Raw genomic sequence first — 16,170 nt, forward strand, 5'->3', positions numbered from 1 at the left:
GCTACGGGTCTGAGCGCACGATAAATTTTGAATAGCCACTTAGTCACTCCATTTAAGATATTTATAGCTTTTATTCACCCTCCACGGGGCTGTTTTAAACAATCTCATACTATTAATTGTTTAAGAAGAAACTAGCATTTAAATACTCGATAATTTCGAAGTAATCGCCCCCCCCCCTCTCGACCACGGTCAGCCCAATGGAAGGCATCCGTGATATTGCCAGTCAGGTAGCCATGAATAGTTTGAAGGTGGGCGGCCCCCTTAAGGTCACACCTTGAGGGGGCTCTGCTACTTAAAGGTTGTACATCCGTTTTCTAGAGGAGTGCCAGCGTCAGCCAGGGCTGCCAAGCTAACAACACCAAGGTCACAAGACTCGCCAGCAGGAATGGCAACAATGCCAGGAAGATACGCATAGGCGGCACCCCCGTCATGGAAGAGGCAATAAACAGTCCTGCACCCACTGGCGGCGTCAGAAGTCCCAGCACTAACGTCAGACAGACCACCACACCAAACTGGTAGGGAGTAATATCAAACTGCTGGGTGGCAATCGGCAGCAGGATGGGGACTACCAGGATCAGCGCAGCGATACCATCGATGATCATTCCCACCAGTAGCAACACCCCCACCAGCAACAGCAGAAAAATAAAGGGGTCGGTGGTCAAAGCAGCGATCCAGGCGGCAGCCATTTGCGGCAGTTGCTCGTAGACGACCACCCAGCCGAAGACTCCAGCAGCAGCGATCAACATGATCACCAGACCGGCATTGATAGCGGTGCGTTTGAGTATCTCGGGCAGCATGGCGACTTTCAAATCACGATAGAGATAGCGCCCTAATAGCAACGCCGCCAGCGAGGCGAGCGCCGCCGATTCGGTGGGAGTCGCTAAGCCCAGCAGAATACCGCCGATGATAATCAGCGGTATCGACATGGCTGGCAGGCCCATCTTCAGCGCTTTTATTGCTTCTTGTCGACTCAGCCACTCTCCCTTGGGGTATTGCTGTACCAACCCCATGATGGCGATAGTCAGAAAGAAGGTGCCGCCTAGCAGTAGGCCCGGCAAGATACCGGCGATAAACATATCCGCAATGGGCACCTGGGCCATCACGCCGAACAGCACGAACAGCATCGAGGGCGGGATGATGGGTGACAGCAAGCCGCCAGCAGCGGTAATGGCCGCACTATAGGGCTTGTCATAGCCCTCCCGTTCCATGGCTGGCACCATAGCCCGAGACATGATGGCGATCTGCGAGGCGGCAGAACCGATAATCGCTGCCATCATCATGTTGGCAACCAGATTGATGTAGGCCAAGCCACCGCGAAAACCACCCACCAGCAGCCGTGCCAGGTCGATCAATCGGCGAGTTACCCCACCTTCGTTCATCAACTCTCCGGCCAGCATAAAGAGTGGAATGGCCAGCAGCCCATAGCTCTCGATGGCCGCGAATAACTGCTGAGGATAGGACTCAAAGAGCACGGTATTACCCGATACCAATATATAGAACAGGGCGGTAAGTGCCAGCACCAGGGCAATGGGCACCGCCCCCAGCAGTAGCACAGCAAAGACAGCGACAGTCATCGGGCCACCTCCTCTTGAGTGGTGTGGGATGCCGGACGACCAAGATTGCACAGCGATTGGCATAAATTGATCAGACTGTGGAACAGCAAGGAAGCGGCGAACCAAGGAAGAATCAGCCACACCCAGAACTTCTTGATACCCAGCGTTGAGGTATTCTCGGCATAGATGAAATTGAAGGTCTCGCCTTGAAAAGCCTGAATATCGAATCCGCTCTGCCACAGCAGTAGTGGCTGATACCAGCGCCAACAAAGCCACAGCAGAATCAGCGCGAAGAGCGCCACCATGAGGTCGACAAACAAACCTACCAGGCGCTGACAAGAGGTCGGCAAGAGATCAGTGAACAGCGTCACAGCAATCCCTTGGCGCCGTTTAAAAACCGCACTGGAGATCAGCAGAGTCATCCAGATCATGGCGTAGATAGCCAGCTCGCTGATCCAGTAGATCGGATAGCCGGCGGCACGAAAAGCCACATTGACAAGGATCAGCAGGGTCACTGCCGCCGCTAGGACAGCGGCAGTGATCTCCTCTCCTTTGGCAAGTCGGTCAGAAAGTCGTGACAACATCACGTCGCCCTCATTCACGTAGACGGTCGGCTTCCTGGCGAAGCATCTCCAGTCTCGGAGCTTTCTCACCCCAGATTGCTTCCCACTCGGCAATGGCGTCGCCGAAGAACTCAGCATCGGCCTCGACAATGTTCAGACCAAGCTCACGGATCTCAGCTTCTTGGGCAGCATCCTTAGCCTGAAAGCCGGACAGGACATTCTCCAGGTGCTCAGCCATGGCGGTCTCGATCAACTCACGATCCTCCACTGAGAGTTCGCGCCAAACCCGACCGGAGACCACACCCACCATAGGGAACATCATATGGTTGGAGATCAGTAAGTTAGGCGCCTGCTCATAAAACTTGAGGATCAAGATAGAATCAAAGTCCATGTCGATGGCATCTACCTGGCCATTAGCCAGAGCGTCATAGACTTCGAGCAATGGCAACGGGGCTGGAGCCGCGCCAGTGGCAGTATAGAAGTCACGGATTGGCTCAAAGGGGGTGATACGCAAGCGCTTCCCGCTCATATCGGCCTGGTTCTCGATAGGTGCCCGAGAGAGCACCTGCCGCATGCCTACCATGCCATAGCCAACGCCGACCATACCCACGCCCTGGGGCATCAGGTCGAGCAGTTCACCGGCAGTGTCGGAACGCAGTAGGCGCGCGGCATGATCCACATCATCAACCAGATAGGGCGCATAGAGGGCACCGAAGTCAGGAATCCGATTGGAAATTTCAGCGATGGTCAGAAAGGCCATGTCCAGCGCGCCAGTCTGCAATTGCTGAACCATCTGTGCTTCGTTACCGAGCTGCTGAGCCGGGAAGACACTGACGCTGTGCTCGCCATCAGAACGCTCATGAAGGGTGTCGGCAAAGGCCACAGCTTCGGTGGACCAGAGGTGCTGGGGAGGTGTAATTACCCCCAGGCGGAAATCGCGAGCCTGGGCAGAAACGGCACCAAAGAGTAGAGAGGCCGCCACGGCAGTGCTCAGAAAGGCTTTTGTAGGAGTCATAATGGGTCTCTTATATAGTTTTTATGTGGTTTGAAAACAGACTCAGACCTTCGCTGTACCGGCCAGTTGACTGGCGAGATCCTGCTCATCTTCTTTAGCCCGCGGCCGGGCATGACGCACCTGTAGCTCGGGTGCCTCAACGTTGGCCAGTGCCACATTGAACACCACATGAGAAAACGGACCGTCTAGTTCACGCTTGGCAATCTCGGCGGGGTCCTCAATACGTTCGGCAGTGACGACCAGCTCTTCACGGGTGGCAAAGGCAAAGTCGTCATAGGTGTAGGGATCACCCGCCAGGTTAATCTGAGTGGTCAGGTGCTGGTGGCCCGGAGCGGAGACGAAGTAATGAATATGCGCTGGACGCTGCCCGTGACGTCCCAGAGATTTCAGCACTACATCCGTGGGCGCACCTTCGGGTACGCCGTAACCAGAGGGGATAATGCTACGCGCGGTGTAGTGACCTTCGCTGTCGGTATAAATCGTACGACGCAGGTTGTACTCAGATTGCGAAGGATCAAAGAAGGAGTAACCTCCATGGGAGTTGGCGTGCCAAATCTCGACCTTCGCGCCAGCAATCGGCGTGCCGCTCACGTCACGCACCTGACCGGTCAGCCACATGGTCTCACCGTCGTTATCCTGACTATCGTCCATGCGGGCAAAACCTTCGGCTTCCGGGGCGCCAGCGACATACAGCGGGCCTTCAATAGTACGCGGGGTGCCGCCAGTGCGTTTGGCTTCGGCATCGATAGCGTCTTGGCGCATATCAAGGTAGTGATCAAAACCAAGTCCAGGAGACAGCAAACCAAACTGAGTTTGGCTACCCAGCGAATTGAGCAGATTGACCGCCGCCCAGTACTCTTCCTCGGTCACATCGAAGTCATCGATTAGCTTGAACAGATCAGATACCAAGCGATGCACAATTTGTTTGGCGCGATCATTGCCACCGGTTTGGCCAAAGCCAGCAACGGTTTTGATGAAGTCTTGCACGTCGGGAGTGTCAAAAATCTTCACGGTCATGGTGAAACCCTCTGTTTGTTATAAGCTGTTGTTATTAATAAGAACTAACCTTGCACCTGGGTATATCAGCTATCGTCGTCACGCACTGAAGAGGGGTGACGACACAGCGGTTTGACGCTGATCTCCATATAGGGAAACAGCGGTAAGTTGCTAACCAATGCTTGCAGCTCGGCGTTATCTTCAACGTCAAAGATGCTGACGTTCGAGTAGCTGCCTGCCACCCGCCATAAGTGGCGCCATTTGCCCTGGCGCTGCAGGTCTTGGGAGTAGCTCTTTTCAGCAGCCTTAATATCTGCCGCTTGCTCGGCGGGCATATCCGTCGGCAATTTAACGGTCATTTCTACCTGATACAGCATGGCGCTCTCCTCCTCGGCTCTTACGCGACTAGTCTTTACGTGAGTAGTGCGTAACCTTGTCTTCATCTAGCGTGATACCCAGCCCCGGCCCTGTCGGTAAGTCGACGCCAAAGTCATGGTAATTCAGCGGTTTAACGACGATGTCGTCTTTGAGCAGCAGCGGGCCGAACATCTCCGTCCCCCAGGCCATTTCTGGTAGCGTTGCCCAGGCGTGGAGTGACGCGGCAGTGCCGATGGTGCCCTCCAGCAAGGTGCCACCGTACAAGCCAACCCCCGCAGCTTGGGCAACATGGGCCAGTTCCAGCACGCCGTACATGCCACCGGCTTTGGCAATCTTCAGCGCGAAGGCACCACTGAAACCGCCGCAGACAAGGTCAAGCCCGTCGCGAGCGTCTTGTACTGCCTCGTCAGCGAGCATTGGCACATTGAAACGGTTAGCCAGTCGGACCAGCCCGGCATGCTCACGAGCAGGAATGGGCTGCTCGATCAGCTCAATACCGGCCTCCTGCAGTGCCTGAATACCGCGAACCGCGGTGGACTCATCCCACGCTTGGTTGACGTCAACGCGCACGCTGGCGCGATCCCCCAAGGCCTCTTTGATGGCCGCCACGTGACGTACATCGTGATCCACCGGATGTGCGCCGATCTTCAACTTAAAGTCACAATGCTGGCGCTGCTCTAAGCGCAACTGCGCTTCGTCGATATCCTTGGCGGTATCGCCACTGGCCAGCGTCCAGAGCACCGGCAAATGTGTTTGGCGGGCGCCGCCGAGCAGCTCGGCCACGCTTAGCCCCAAACGTTTTCCCTGAGCATCGAGCAGCGCGGTTTCCAGCGCCGATTTGGCGATCATATTGCCGCGGATGTGGCGGTTAAGGCGGGCGCGTAGCTGATGAATATTGCCTGACGGTTGACCGATCAGCAGCGGCGCTAGGTAGGTATCAATATTGCGCTTGATGCTCTCTGGGCTTTCTGGGCCGTAGGCAAGGCCACCAATGGTGGTGCCTTCGCCTAGCCCTTCAACCCCATCCGAGTGGCGCATGCGCACAATGACCATGGTTTGGCAGGCCATAGTGGTCATGGAAAGCTTGTGTGGACGGATGGTTGGTAAATCGACCAGCACTGTTTGAATATCTTCAATAGAGACGCCGCGCATAGAAACCTCAACTAGAGATAAATTTCTCAAAAAACACTCGGCATTCGCCCACCGGATTTTCCTCAAACCAAGTCTTGCTAGCCTCAATCATCGGCGGCGGCCCACATAGGTAGGCATCGAAGGGCTGGGCGAGGAAGTCGAGATCGAAAAGATCACAGACCACGCCCTTGTTGCCTTGCCACGCTTCGGAAGGCGTCATTACAACGGTGCCAAAGGCGAAGTCGGGCAGCGTCTCGGTGAAAGCTTCTAAACGCGCGAGCTCACTGAGATCCTGCTCCTGGGTCACTCCATAGACGAGACGGATCGGCTGCTGGCACTCGCCCTTTTCGGCCAGCTCCTCAAGCATACCGAGGAAGGCAGAAAGGCCTGTACCGCCGGCCACCATCAGTAACGGGCGCTGTACCTCACGGAGATAGAAGGCTCCCAAGGGCGCCTCCAGAGAGATGGCATCGCCCACCTGGGCACAGTCGCGCAGGTAGTCACTCATCACACCGCTCGGCAACAGGCGAATCAAAAAGCGCAGCTTTCCCTCCTGTACCGCCGAGGTGGCAAAGGAGTAGGCCCGCCACTGATCACTACCCGGCACCTCGATGCGAGCATACTGACCAGGCAAGTACGGCAATGCCTGAGTGGGATCGTCGAGGGTGATCTCGAGGATGGCAGCACCATCGGAGACCTGCTCCACGGCACTGACAGTGCCGTTATGCACCTCGGTAGCCACACTGCAGACGTTGGAATCGATATCGAAATAGAAGGAAGCCTGACTGGAGCGCAGGCGAGTCTGGCAAGCCAATACATGCCCTTCGGCGATCTCCTCCTCGGTTAAGGCCTCCTCATCGATATACTCGACGTCGACATCACCGGACTCGCGCAGGCAGCGGCAGGTACCACAAACCCCCTCCCGGCAATCCACCGGCAGATTGACTCCGTGACGCTGAGCGGCATCCATCAGCAGCTCATTCTTATCGACCTTGACGAAGCGGGTGGTGCCGTCCCGAAAGACAATGGCGGCTGTGTTATGCATGACTCGCCCTCCAGCAACATCAGACGTGGTAGAAATCCAAGACGGAATCGATCTTGTCGTTGAGCAGTACCGTGTGCTTACGGGTAATCTTCCAGTCATCGCCATCACCACGCAGCGTGTAGCTGGCCGTGCCGAAGAAGTAGCCGCTCTCACCGAAGCGGTGGAAGTGAGTGACCCAGTTCACCTTAGCCTGCACCTGACCATCATCACGTGGCGCCCAGCGCACGTTATTAATCAGATGCAGCGTGCGGGGCATCGGCGTAGAAGCAGCGGACTTACCAGTACGCAGGCGGAAGATGCGATCCTCAATGCCTGTGCGGTCCGCGTAGTACATCAGCGACATCTCACGCTTCGGGTCCTGGGTGATCTCATGGTCGCCCTTCCACTGAGGGATATGAAACTCACACTCTGGGGCGAACTGGTCTAAATAAGCATCCCAATCCTGGCTGTCACAGAGTTCGGCGACCTGATAGAGAAACTGTTCGATGGATTGCTGCTGGCTCATGACTTATACCTCCTGGAGCTTGAGTGCTTTCTTCTCGAGACCCGCGAGCAGCATTTGCTGCCAGCTGCCGTGCTGGTTGACGTAGAGCCCCTCATGGGTGAACTCGGTTCCGGTGATCACCGGTTTAATCCCAAGCACCTGGCTGTTATGGGTCTCGCCGTACTCCCAGCACTGGTAGCCCCGGGAAATGTCATTCCACTCAGTGGCCCGCGCTTCGAAGCCACGTTGTTGCTCACGGAACTCCACCAGATCATCGGGGGTCCCCATGCCAGAGACATTGAAGAAGTCCTCAAACTGTCGGATACGATTCTCGCGATCAGCATCGGACTCACCTTTCACGCCCAAGCAGAGGCTGATCACTTCCGTCTTGTTCCAAGCCACCGGGCGCACGATGCGCAGCTGGGAACTGATCTGATCCATGAAGAACAAGCTGGGGTAGATATTCAGGTTACGCAGGCGGTGCATGGTCCACTCAGCACGTTCCTGGGGGAGCTGCTCTAGTAGGCGCGGCATCACCGCAGCGTAACCAGGGCGTACCTGGGGGTTAGGCATGTCGCTGAACAACAGGCTGTGGCCGTTATTGAAGGAGAACCAACCATCGTCGGTATCTTTGTCGCCGGCACCTAGCTTGCTGTAATCGAGGGTGTCACCACTGCTACCCTTCTGCTGGGCTTCCAGCTCACGGCGGTGCTGTACGGTGGAAACATAGTTATAGTGCACAGTGCTGACGTGATAGCCATCCAGACCGTTCTCGTTCTGCAGCTTCCAATTGGCGTTGAAGGTGTAACGGGACTCACCGGGCAGCACTTCCAGTTCACCATCCTTCGCCTGCTCGACCATCATGTCGAAGAACAGCGTAGTGTCACCGAGGAACTCCTTGAGACTGACGGTGGATTCTGTGTCCAGACTAATAAAGACGAAGCCACGGTAGCTTTCGATGCGCGCCTGGCTCAGGCCACGGCTGGCTTTGTCGAAGTCTTCGGGATATTCGCTCGGCGCCTTGACCTTGACCAGGCGGCCATCGGACTTGTAGCACCAAGCGTGGAACGGGCAGGTGAAGGTAGACTGGTTGCCCTTGCCAACCCGGGTCAGGGTGGCCCCACGGTGCTGGCAGGTGTTGGCCAGCGCCCGCAGCTCTCCCTTGCCGTCACGAGTGATGATCATCGGCTGACGGCCAGCCTGCATGGTAATAAAGTCGTTCTTATTGGGAATTTGGCTTTCGTGGCAGGCGAAGATCCACTGCTTTTCGAAGATGAGTTCCATTTCGAGATCGAACAGCGCCCGATCGGTGAACATGTCACGAGAAACCCTAAAAACGCCTTCATCGGGGCGGAAGTCGATACAACTCTCGACGAAAGCCTGCCAGTCGGAGGGGGAGCGATATGCAGTCATGGGTCGTTACCTTTTTATTACTTATGAGGTACGTCTAACCCTAGAGGCTTCCCCCAGCCTTCACTATGCAGTTCTTGGAGGAACACTATGCACTTTTTTGCTCATTCTCCGAGAGCAGTACTGATTGGCGCCAATGCTCATCCAAGCCGTTCTTGTCTATTTAATCGTCGCAACAATTTCCTAAAAACAATGCCCTAGAAACAATGTTCTAGAAACAGTGCCCTAGAAAAGCACCTGAACGCTTCTATGAAACAGTTACACTAGTATAAAGATAACCACGAAAGGCCTTAACATGACGCTACCGCTTTACCTTGGTCTGCCCATGTGGGCCAATCAGGATTGGCTTGGCACTCTTTATCCAAGGCATGCCAAAACTGACCTGTTAAGCGATTATTCGGCGGTCTTTTCAAGCGTTGAGGGCAATACAACGTTTTATAGCGGCGCACCAAAGGCAGAAACGGTGGCCGCGTGGGCGCGGCAAATACCGCCTCATTTTCGTTTCTGCTTTAAACTTCCCGCCACAGTCACCCATGACCAGCGTTTAACCCAGCCAGAAAATGCCTGGGCGTTTCTCGAAGCACTCACGCCACTGCATGATCGCCTTGGTCCTACCATGGTTCAGCTACCACGTGATTTTGGCCCTTCGGAGCTGTCACAACTAGAAGCACTACTTGCTCAATGGCCGACCCACTTGCCTTGCGCAGTAGAGGTACGCCACCCCGCTTTTTTCCTTAAAGGAGACGCTGAAAAAGCCCTGAACCGCTTGTTAATAACTTATTCAGCTAACCGCGTGATGCTCGATGTTCGCCCGCTGTTTTCAACACCCGTCAACGACCATCCTGGCCTAGCGCATGCTCAGCAAGAAAAGCCGAAACTCCCGCTACACGTGCTTTCTACAGCAAATTATCCAGTCATTCGCTTTATTGGCCATATTGACAAAACAATTAATAGGGACTACTTCACGCCGTGGACAGACAGGCTCATCCTGTGGATAAGTCAGGGGAAAACCCCTTTCTTATTTGTGCATACTGCTGATAACCGAGCGTCACCAGAACTGGCGCGCTGTTTGTACCATGAAGTTCAACAACGCATCACTTTGCCAGCGCTTGCGTCATTCGCCGACGATAAGCAGAGCCAACTGTTTTGACCGATCTTTTTAGGCTAACTGACTGGCAACCCCCACCACGATCGGATAAATTGCGCGTACTTTCGGAAAATAACGTTAGAACATTTCTCTTTTCCGAAAATCAGCACATTAGGCTTATAACGCCTTATTACAATTAACTAAACAGGTGATTTCATGGCAAAACTTGCACATGCACAGTGGTCATCGCGCATGGGGTTTGTGCTAGCGGCCGCTGGTTCAGCCGTTGGCCTTGGCAACATTTGGCGCTTTTCTTACATGGTGGGCGACAGTGGTGGGGCAGCTTTCGTGCTTGTCTACCTTGCTTGCGTAGCGTTGGTGGGCCTGCCCATTTTGGTGGCTGAATGGATGATTGGTCGTCGTGGCCAGAAAAATCCAATCAACACTATGGCGGACCTAGCAGCCGATCATGGTAAATCCAAGGCGTGGGCGTTAATCGGTGTGAGTGGCGTATTAGCGGCGTTCCTGATTCTGTCTTTTTACAGCGTCATTGGCGGCTGGTCGCTGAACTACACCCTTAGTTCCGTCATTGGAACGTTTAACGGCCAAGATGCTGACGCCATTAGTGGCCTTTTTGGCGGCATGTTGGCTAGCCCGACGACCCTGCTGCTTTGGCATACAGCCTTTATGGCGCTCGTCATTGGGATCGTTGCGCGTGGCGTAACCAAGGGCCTTGAGAGCGCAGCACGACTGTTGATGCCAGCTCTGGTGGTATTAATGCTGATACTGGTGGGCTACGGCATGACCAGCGGCTATTTTGGTGAAGCGCTAGCCTTTATGTTCAGCCCGGATTGGGATGCACTTGACGGCGGTGTTGTACTCGCTGCCATGGGCCAAGCGTTCTTCACCCTATCGCTGGGTATGGGCATTATGATGGCCTACGGTTCCTACCTAGGCGAAGACGTTAACCTGATCAGTACCGCACGCACCGTTATTATTCTGGATACGGCGATCGCGCTGTTGGCGGGCTTAGCAATCTTTCCGATCGTATTTGCTAATGGGCTCAGCGCTGGAGAAGGCCCAGGTTTGATTTTTGTCACGTTACCATTAGCTTTCGGCAATATGGCTGGCGGTACAATTTTGGGCTTGATGTTTTTCTTACTGCTGACCTTTGCTGCCTTAACGTCAGCGATTTCCCTGCTGGAACCGACGGTAGAAATGCTTGAAGAGCGCACTACAATGTCTCGTGTCACCGCTACCTTAACAAGTGGGATTGGCGTCTGGGTACTCGGTGTCGCCGCATTGTTGTCGTTTAACGTGTGGTCTGAGGTGCTTTTCTTCGGCCTTAATATTTTCGATCTACTCGATACGTTTACCAGCAAGATCTTGCTGCCATTAACCGGGCTGGGGGCAATTATATTTGTTGCGTGGTGTTTGAAGCGTGACAGTGTAGAGGCTGAGCTGGGGCTTTCGTCCACAGGCGTTAGCGTATGGAACGTCATCGCGCGCTTTATAGCGCCCGCAGGCGTTATTGCAGTGTTCGTCACAGGGCTACTCTAAACCCTTACTGACAATCAGCACTATTGAGCAGTGCCGCCCTGCGCATGAGCGGGGCGGATCTGCTTCAGCGTCCTACAATCCTTAGGTATACTTTTTGAGCCTACCTTTTAAGTGCACTCTTTAGTGCACTTTTTTAATGCAGTTCGCTCTCTTGCTGCTCGTCATCGTCTGGCATCGGGGCGATATCTCGCGATAACTTCTGAAACTCCCGATGCAGCTCGATGCCCCTACGCGCCCTTAGGCTGCGCTGGGCGGCACTGCGCCGACGCTCAACATGCTCATCCACTTCCATACTCATAAAGATGTCGAGCAGTTCGCTTTTTACCGAGGTGATTCGTTCGACGTTTCTCATAATCGACGTTCCTCCAGGTGAATATGCCTACGTCCACCTGCATCCGTGACGACTGTTTATTTAAATGATGCAGTGCGGCACTTCACTTCTTACTATAACCTACTTGACAAAATGATGACGAATCCAGCTGAAATGCCCTAACGGCATTTAAACGCATGAGTCAATCGCATTTATACTGTGTCTGCATAAGTACTAAAGAGAATTTAAGGAGCTTAATGTGAGCCGCGCCCTGTTCGATGAAATGAGACGCCGCATGGAGCACTTTCGTCGCTCCGAGCAAAAGGTTGCGCGGTTCGTACTGCGCAACCCAGACGAGGTCATCCATATGCGGATTGTCGACCTCGCAACAGAGGCTAAAGTTAGCGAGCCCACCGTCGTGCGCTTCTGTCGCGCACTCGGCTGTAATGGGTTTCAGGACTTTAAACTCCAACTTGCCCAGATGCTGGCCAGTGGTAGTCAGTTTGCCCAGTTCTCGATGAACGATAGCGACTCGGTTGCCGAATTTTCCCATAGCATTTTCGACTCCACCGTGGGCACACTTTTATCGGTGCGCGACCGGCTTGATAATGATGCCCTCGGGCGTGCAGTCAACGCTCTCGCCATGGCAAACCGCGTTGAGTTCTATGGCTTTGGGGCCTCCGGTGCCGTGGCTTTCGATGCCCAGCACAAGTTCTTCCGCCTGCAGATATCGACCTCCGCTTATGCGGACCCGCATATGCAAAATATGTCGGCGGTCACGCTAAAAGAGGGTGATGTGGTGGTCGCCATCTCACAAACTGGCCGCACTAAAGCACTGGTCGCTAGCGTTCGCTTAGCGCGCGAAGCAGGCGCTACCGTTATTGGCCTGTGCCCGAGTGACTCACCGCTGGCCGGCGAAGTGAGCCTGCCGTTGTATATCGATGTGCATGAAGATACCGAAATCTACACGCCGCTTAGCTCACGAATCGCCCATTTGGTGCTTATCGACGTCCTCGCCGTTGGCGTTGCCAAAACGCGCGGCCCGAGGCTTGCTGAGCAGCTAAAAGCCGTCAAAAAGAGCCTGAATACGCTGCGTTACCCTGAAGAACCGTAGCTGTCCATTCGACTGTATGCACAGCCAGTTCACTGGCTGTGCTAAACTGGCCGCCCATTTTTCGAACCGGCAGCGGCTTATATGGACGACGTCACGGCGATACTTGATCAGCTCAACCCTGCCCAGCGCGAGGCAGTAAGCGCACCCCAGGGTAACTTACTGGTACTGGCGGGTGCCGGATCCGGTAAAACCCGCGTGCTGGTTCATCGCATTGCTTGGCTAATGCAGGCCGAAGGGCTTTCGCCGTATGCCCTGCTGGCGGTCACGTTTACCAACAAGGCCGCGCGGGAAATGCGCACTCGTCTGGAAGCCCTGCTGAGCATCTCCATGCGCCATGTATGGGTTGGCACGTTTCACTCTATTGCTCATCGCCTACTGCGCACTCACTGGCAGGATGCCCGGCTGCCACAGCACTTCCAAATCATCGACTCCGATGACCAGTTACGGCTGGTAAAACGGATGCTCAAAGATTATTCCATCGATGATGAGCGCTTCCCGCCCCGCCAGGTGCAAGGCTTTATCTCTGGCTGCAAAGAGGAAGGACTTCGCCCCCACCAAGTCAACGTGGACGGCGATGGTTATCTTGGCCAGATGGTAGAGCTTTATGAGCGCTACCAATTTATCTGCGAACGCGGCGGCTTAGTGGACTTCGGTGAACTGCTACTGCGCAGCCTAGAACTGTTGCGTGACAACCCGCCGTTGCTAAATCATTACCGCGAGCGCTTTGGTCATGTATTGGTCGATGAGTTTCAGGACACCAATACGCTGCAATACGCGTGGTTAAAACTACTCACTGGGCTACAAACACCGATGACCGCCGTCGGTGACGATGACCAGTCAATTTACGGTTGGCGCGGCGCCAAAGTGGAAAATATTCGCCGCTTTGAGGAGGAGTTCCCTAACACTCACACCGTACGCCTAGAGCAGAACTACCGCTCCACAAGCGCGATTCTGGAGGCCGCTAACACGCTGATCAGTCATAACAGTGAGCGGCTGGGTAAAAACCTATGGACTGACGGTGTCGAAGGCGACCCTATTTCTGTTTACGCCGGGTTTAACGACTTAGAAGAAGCCCGCTATATCGTCGATACCATCAAAGAAAAGGTCGATGAAGGGTTTAATCGCCGCGATGTTGCCATTCTTTACCGCTCCAATGCTCAATCGCGCTTACTGGAAGAGACGCTGATCCGCCAAGGTATGCCCTACCGTATTTACGGGGGGCACCGCTTTTATGAGCGCTTAGAGATCAAAAATGCCCTAGCGTACCTGCGCCTACTGCTTAATCGTGATGACGACGCCTCTCTGGAGCGCGTGATTAACGTGCCTACCCGCGGGATAGGCACCCGTACGGTAGAGATTGTGCGCCACCGTGCCCGAGAACAAAGCATTTCTCTGTGGCAGGCGCTGCACGATGCCATTCAAGACGGCTCGCTAAAAGGCCGTGCAGCCAACGCGGTGCAGACATTTGCCAACCTCATTGAGCAATTAGACAACGATGCATCTGGCCTGCCGCTGCATGAAATTATCGACCACATCACCACGCATACCGGCCTGATCGAGCATCACAAGAGCGAGCGCGGCGAAAAAGGCCAAGCGCGCGTGGAAAACCTGGAAGAGCTGGTGACAGCTGCGCGCGCCTTTACCCATGGCGATGCCTTCGAGACCCCTGAGGCAGGCGAAGGCATGGCAGCGCTGGAAGCATTTCTTTCCGAAGCGGCACTTAATGCCGGCGACCATGAAGCCGATGAGTTTGAAGACAGCGTGCAGCTGATGACCCTGCACTCTGCTAAGGGCTTGGAGTTTCCCGTGGTGTTTATTGCCGGCGTTGAAGAGGGCCTGTTTCCTCATAAAATGTCGATCGAAGAGCCAGGGCGGCTCGAAGAGGAAAGACGACTTTGCTATGTCGGCGTTACCCGCGCGATGCAGAAACTCTACCTGACCCATGCCGAAACCCGCCGCCTGCATGGCAAAGAAGTATTCCCCAGGCCATCGCGCTTTCTACGCGAACTTCCCCCCCATTTATTGGAAGAAGTCCGCCTACGTGGCCATATTTCCCGCCCCGTTACCGCTTCACGCTCAAGTTTTGCGCAACAGCGGGTTGAAAGCGACGGCGACCTACCTGCCCTGCATGTTGGCCAGCGGGTAATGCATCCGGTGTTTGGCGAAGGCATCATTTTAAACGCGGAAGGTGAAGGTGCCCGCGCCCGCGTACAGGTCAGCTTTGAAGGTGAAGGGGTGAAATGGCTCGTACTAGGGTTTGCCAAACTCACCCCACTTTGAGCGGTGTTAACGTAAGCGTAAAGCTGTAGGCGGGTACTTGCCGATTAAAACCTGCTTAGCGCATACTGGCTGATGGACACTGCGCTCACTGCGCGTTAATAAAAAAACATCAGATAATTTCGGAGTTATGCCCGCCATGCAACGCCGCCAATTTCTAAAAACCGCCGGCTTCGGTGCCGCCGGTGTCGCTGCTGCGCCTTTTGTTTCCACTGCTAGCGCCAACGAAACCTACACCTGGGATATGGTGACCTCCTGGCCGAAAAACTTCCCAGCGCTTGGCACAGGTGCCAATGACTTCGCGCGTCGGGTCGAGCAGCTCTCCAATGGCCGCATGCGCATTCGTGTACACGGTGCTGGTGAGCTTGTGCCTGCACTTGAGGTGTTCGATGCGGTCGCTGCGGGTACCGCAGAGATGGGGCATTCCGCATCCTACTACTGGCGCGGCAAGGTCGCGGCCTCACAGTTTTTCACTGCTGTGCCGTTTGGCATGAACACCACCGAAATGAATGCGTGGCTGTATAACGGTGGCGGCCAGGAACTGTGGGATGAAATCTACGCCAACCACAACCTGAAGCCTTTCGCTGTCGGTAATACCGGCACGCAAATGGGCGGCTGGTTCAAAAAAGAGATTAACTCCCTAGACGATATGCAGGGCCTAAAACTTCGCCTGCCAGGCCTTGCTGGCGAAGCGATGAACGGCATTGGCGTCAGTACCGTCACTATGGCGGGCTCAGAAATCTTCACCTCGCTGCAAACCGGCGCACTTGATGCAGCGGACTGGGTCGGGCCTTACAATGATATGGCGTTTGGCCTTCACCAAGTAGCGGATTACTACTACACCTCCGCCTGGAACGAGCCGACAGCCGTACTGGAAGGCACGGTCAATTTAGACGCTTGGAATTCCCTGCCAGAAGATCTGCAAGACGTTATCCGTGAGGCTGCGCGCGCCTCTAACCTCGCCATGATCAGCGAATTTGCCTTCCGTAACGCTCAGGCATTGGAAACGCTGGTCGATGAACATGGTGTTCAACTGCGTACCTTCCCAGACGACGTGATGGCAGCGCTGTATGAATCTTCAAAAGCCGCGATCCAGCGCCAAGTAGACAGTGACGAAGAGTCTCGCCGTGTTTATGACTCTTACTCAGCCTTCCAGAAATTACTGCGCCCATTCAGCGATGTCGGCGAATACGCCTACCTGAAAAACCGCGACAATGTCGGCGTCTAGGAATTTCGCCAACTTTTAG

At 54.8% G+C, this 16,170-nt stretch carries 15 protein-coding genes; 5 read left to right on the forward strand and 10 right to left on the reverse strand.

The window, feature by feature from the left end:
* Window positions 1-314: 314 nt before the first annotated feature.
* The 9 genes from INT19_RS02350 to antA form a co-directional block, all read right to left on the reverse strand.
* The gene (locus INT19_RS02350) at window positions 315-1,574 is read right to left on the reverse strand and encodes a TRAP transporter large permease (protein ID WP_193059579.1); all 1,260 of its coding nucleotides are present in this window, start codon (window positions 1,572-1,574) and stop codon (window positions 315-317) included.
* Window positions 1,571-2,137 (reverse strand): TRAP transporter small permease, encoded by a 567-nt coding sequence (locus tag INT19_RS02355; protein WP_193059608.1) that lies wholly within the window; start codon window positions 2,135-2,137, stop codon window positions 1,571-1,573. The genes INT19_RS02350 and INT19_RS02355 overlap by 4 nt, the downstream gene beginning before the upstream one ends.
* Window positions 2,138-2,147: 10 nt before the next feature.
* A complete protein-coding gene (locus INT19_RS02360) occupies window positions 2,148-3,131 on the reverse strand; it encodes a TRAP transporter substrate-binding protein (RefSeq protein WP_051626399.1) in 984 nt (327 codons plus the stop codon).
* Between the two features lie 42 nt (window positions 3,132-3,173).
* Window positions 3,174-4,148 (reverse strand): catechol 1,2-dioxygenase, encoded by a 975-nt coding sequence (gene catA / locus INT19_RS02365; protein WP_193059580.1) that lies wholly within the window; start codon window positions 4,146-4,148, stop codon window positions 3,174-3,176.
* Between the two features lie 65 nt (window positions 4,149-4,213).
* The gene (catC, locus tag INT19_RS02370) at window positions 4,214-4,504 is read right to left on the reverse strand and encodes a muconolactone Delta-isomerase (RefSeq protein ID WP_089040225.1); all 291 of its coding nucleotides are present in this window, start codon (window positions 4,502-4,504) and stop codon (window positions 4,214-4,216) included.
* Between the two features lie 28 nt (window positions 4,505-4,532).
* A complete protein-coding gene (locus INT19_RS02375) occupies window positions 4,533-5,657 on the reverse strand; it encodes a muconate/chloromuconate family cycloisomerase (protein ID WP_193059581.1) in 1,125 nt (374 codons plus the stop codon).
* A gap of 7 nt (window positions 5,658-5,664) precedes the next feature.
* Window positions 5,665-6,780, reverse strand: a complete 1,116-nt coding sequence (antC, locus tag INT19_RS02380; RefSeq protein ID WP_226924446.1) for an anthranilate 1,2-dioxygenase electron transfer component AntC — start codon at window positions 6,778-6,780, stop codon at window positions 5,665-5,667.
* Window positions 6,701-7,186 (reverse strand): anthranilate 1,2-dioxygenase small subunit, encoded by a 486-nt coding sequence (antB, locus tag INT19_RS02385; RefSeq protein WP_038479649.1) that lies wholly within the window; start codon window positions 7,184-7,186, stop codon window positions 6,701-6,703. Before antB ends, antC begins: the two co-directional genes overlap by 80 nt.
* A gap of 3 nt (window positions 7,187-7,189) precedes the next feature.
* Window positions 7,190-8,578 (reverse strand): anthranilate 1,2-dioxygenase large subunit, encoded by a 1,389-nt coding sequence (antA, locus tag INT19_RS02390; protein WP_089040221.1) that lies wholly within the window; start codon window positions 8,576-8,578, stop codon window positions 7,190-7,192.
* Window positions 8,579-8,870: 292 nt separating this feature from the next.
* Here antA and INT19_RS02395 point away from each other — a divergent pair, with 292 nt between their 5' ends.
* Together INT19_RS02395 and INT19_RS02400 are read left to right on the forward strand one after the other, a co-directional pair.
* Window positions 8,871-9,725, forward strand: coding sequence for a DUF72 domain-containing protein (locus INT19_RS02395; protein WP_193059582.1), 855 nt, complete (start codon window positions 8,871-8,873; stop codon window positions 9,723-9,725).
* A 153-nt stretch (window positions 9,726-9,878) separates the two neighbouring features.
* The gene (locus INT19_RS02400) at window positions 9,879-11,222 is read left to right on the forward strand and encodes a sodium-dependent transporter (protein WP_193059583.1); all 1,344 of its coding nucleotides are present in this window, start codon (window positions 9,879-9,881) and stop codon (window positions 11,220-11,222) included.
* Between the two features lie 133 nt (window positions 11,223-11,355).
* Here the strand turns inward: INT19_RS02400 and INT19_RS02405 are convergent, their stop codons facing one another.
* Entirely contained in the window at window positions 11,356-11,574 is a 219-nt protein-coding gene (locus tag INT19_RS02405) for a PA3496 family putative envelope integrity protein (protein WP_089040218.1), read from the reverse strand.
* 217 nt (window positions 11,575-11,791) lie between these two features.
* On the opposite strand from INT19_RS02405, the gene hexR reads away from it, so the two are divergent.
* The 3 genes from hexR to INT19_RS02420 all read left to right on the forward strand — a co-directional run bounded on the left by hexR (window position 11,792) and on the right by INT19_RS02420 (window position 16,151).
* Window positions 11,792-12,646 carry a transcriptional regulator HexR gene (gene hexR, locus INT19_RS02410; RefSeq protein ID WP_089040217.1) on the forward strand — a complete coding sequence of 285 codons (855 nt, stop codon included), beginning with the start codon at window positions 11,792-11,794 and terminating at the stop codon, window positions 12,644-12,646.
* A gap of 81 nt (window positions 12,647-12,727) precedes the next feature.
* Window positions 12,728-14,926 (forward strand): DNA helicase II, encoded by a 2,199-nt coding sequence (gene uvrD, locus INT19_RS02415; protein WP_089040216.1) that lies wholly within the window; start codon window positions 12,728-12,730, stop codon window positions 14,924-14,926.
* A 136-nt stretch (window positions 14,927-15,062) separates the two neighbouring features.
* The gene (locus INT19_RS02420; RefSeq protein ID WP_125753101.1) at window positions 15,063-16,151 is read left to right on the forward strand and encodes a TRAP transporter substrate-binding protein; all 1,089 of its coding nucleotides are present in this window, start codon (window positions 15,063-15,065) and stop codon (window positions 16,149-16,151) included.
* Window positions 16,152-16,170 lie beyond the last annotated feature (19 nt).

The organism is Halomonas sp. 3A7M, from assembly GCF_014897875.1.
In the GTDB taxonomy this organism is placed as follows: domain Bacteria; phylum Pseudomonadota; class Gammaproteobacteria; order Pseudomonadales; family Halomonadaceae; genus Vreelandella.

What these genes read in the sequence shown, in the direction of transcription:
- antA (WP_089040221.1), bottom strand. Translation starts at nt 8,578, where the DNA reads ATGACTGCATATCGCTCCCCCTCCGACTGGCAGGCTTTCGTCGAGAGT.
- INT19_RS02400 (WP_193059583.1), top strand. Translation starts at nt 9,879, where the DNA reads ATGGCAAAACTTGCACATGCACAGTGGTCATCGCGCATGGGGTTTGTG.
- INT19_RS02420 (WP_125753101.1), top strand. Translation starts at nt 15,063, where the DNA reads ATGCAACGCCGCCAATTTCTAAAAACCGCCGGCTTCGGTGCCGCCGGT.
- uvrD (WP_089040216.1), top strand. Translation starts at nt 12,728, where the DNA reads ATGGACGACGTCACGGCGATACTTGATCAGCTCAACCCTGCCCAGCGC.
- INT19_RS02360 (WP_051626399.1), bottom strand. Translation starts at nt 3,131, where the DNA reads ATGACTCCTACAAAAGCCTTTCTGAGCACTGCCGTGGCGGCCTCTCTA.
- INT19_RS02355 (WP_193059608.1), bottom strand. Translation starts at nt 2,137, where the DNA reads ATGTTGTCACGACTTTCTGACCGACTTGCCAAAGGAGAGGAGATCACT.
- catC (WP_089040225.1), bottom strand. Translation starts at nt 4,504, where the DNA reads ATGCTGTATCAGGTAGAAATGACCGTTAAATTGCCGACGGATATGCCC.
- antB (WP_038479649.1), bottom strand. Translation starts at nt 7,186, where the DNA reads ATGAGCCAGCAGCAATCCATCGAACAGTTTCTCTATCAGGTCGCCGAA.
- antC (WP_226924446.1), bottom strand. Translation starts at nt 6,780, where the DNA reads ATGACTGGAAGATTACCCGTAAGCACACGGTACTGCTCAACGACAAGA.
- INT19_RS02375 (WP_193059581.1), bottom strand. Translation starts at nt 5,657, where the DNA reads ATGCGCGGCGTCTCTATTGAAGATATTCAAACAGTGCTGGTCGATTTA.
- INT19_RS02405 (WP_089040218.1), bottom strand. Translation starts at nt 11,574, where the DNA reads ATGAGAAACGTCGAACGAATCACCTCGGTAAAAAGCGAACTGCTCGAC.
- INT19_RS02395 (WP_193059582.1), top strand. Translation starts at nt 8,871, where the DNA reads ATGACGCTACCGCTTTACCTTGGTCTGCCCATGTGGGCCAATCAGGAT.
- INT19_RS02350 (WP_193059579.1), bottom strand. Translation starts at nt 1,574, where the DNA reads ATGACTGTCGCTGTCTTTGCTGTGCTACTGCTGGGGGCGGTGCCCATT.
- catA (WP_193059580.1), bottom strand. Translation starts at nt 4,148, where the DNA reads ATGACCGTGAAGATTTTTGACACTCCCGACGTGCAAGACTTCATCAAA.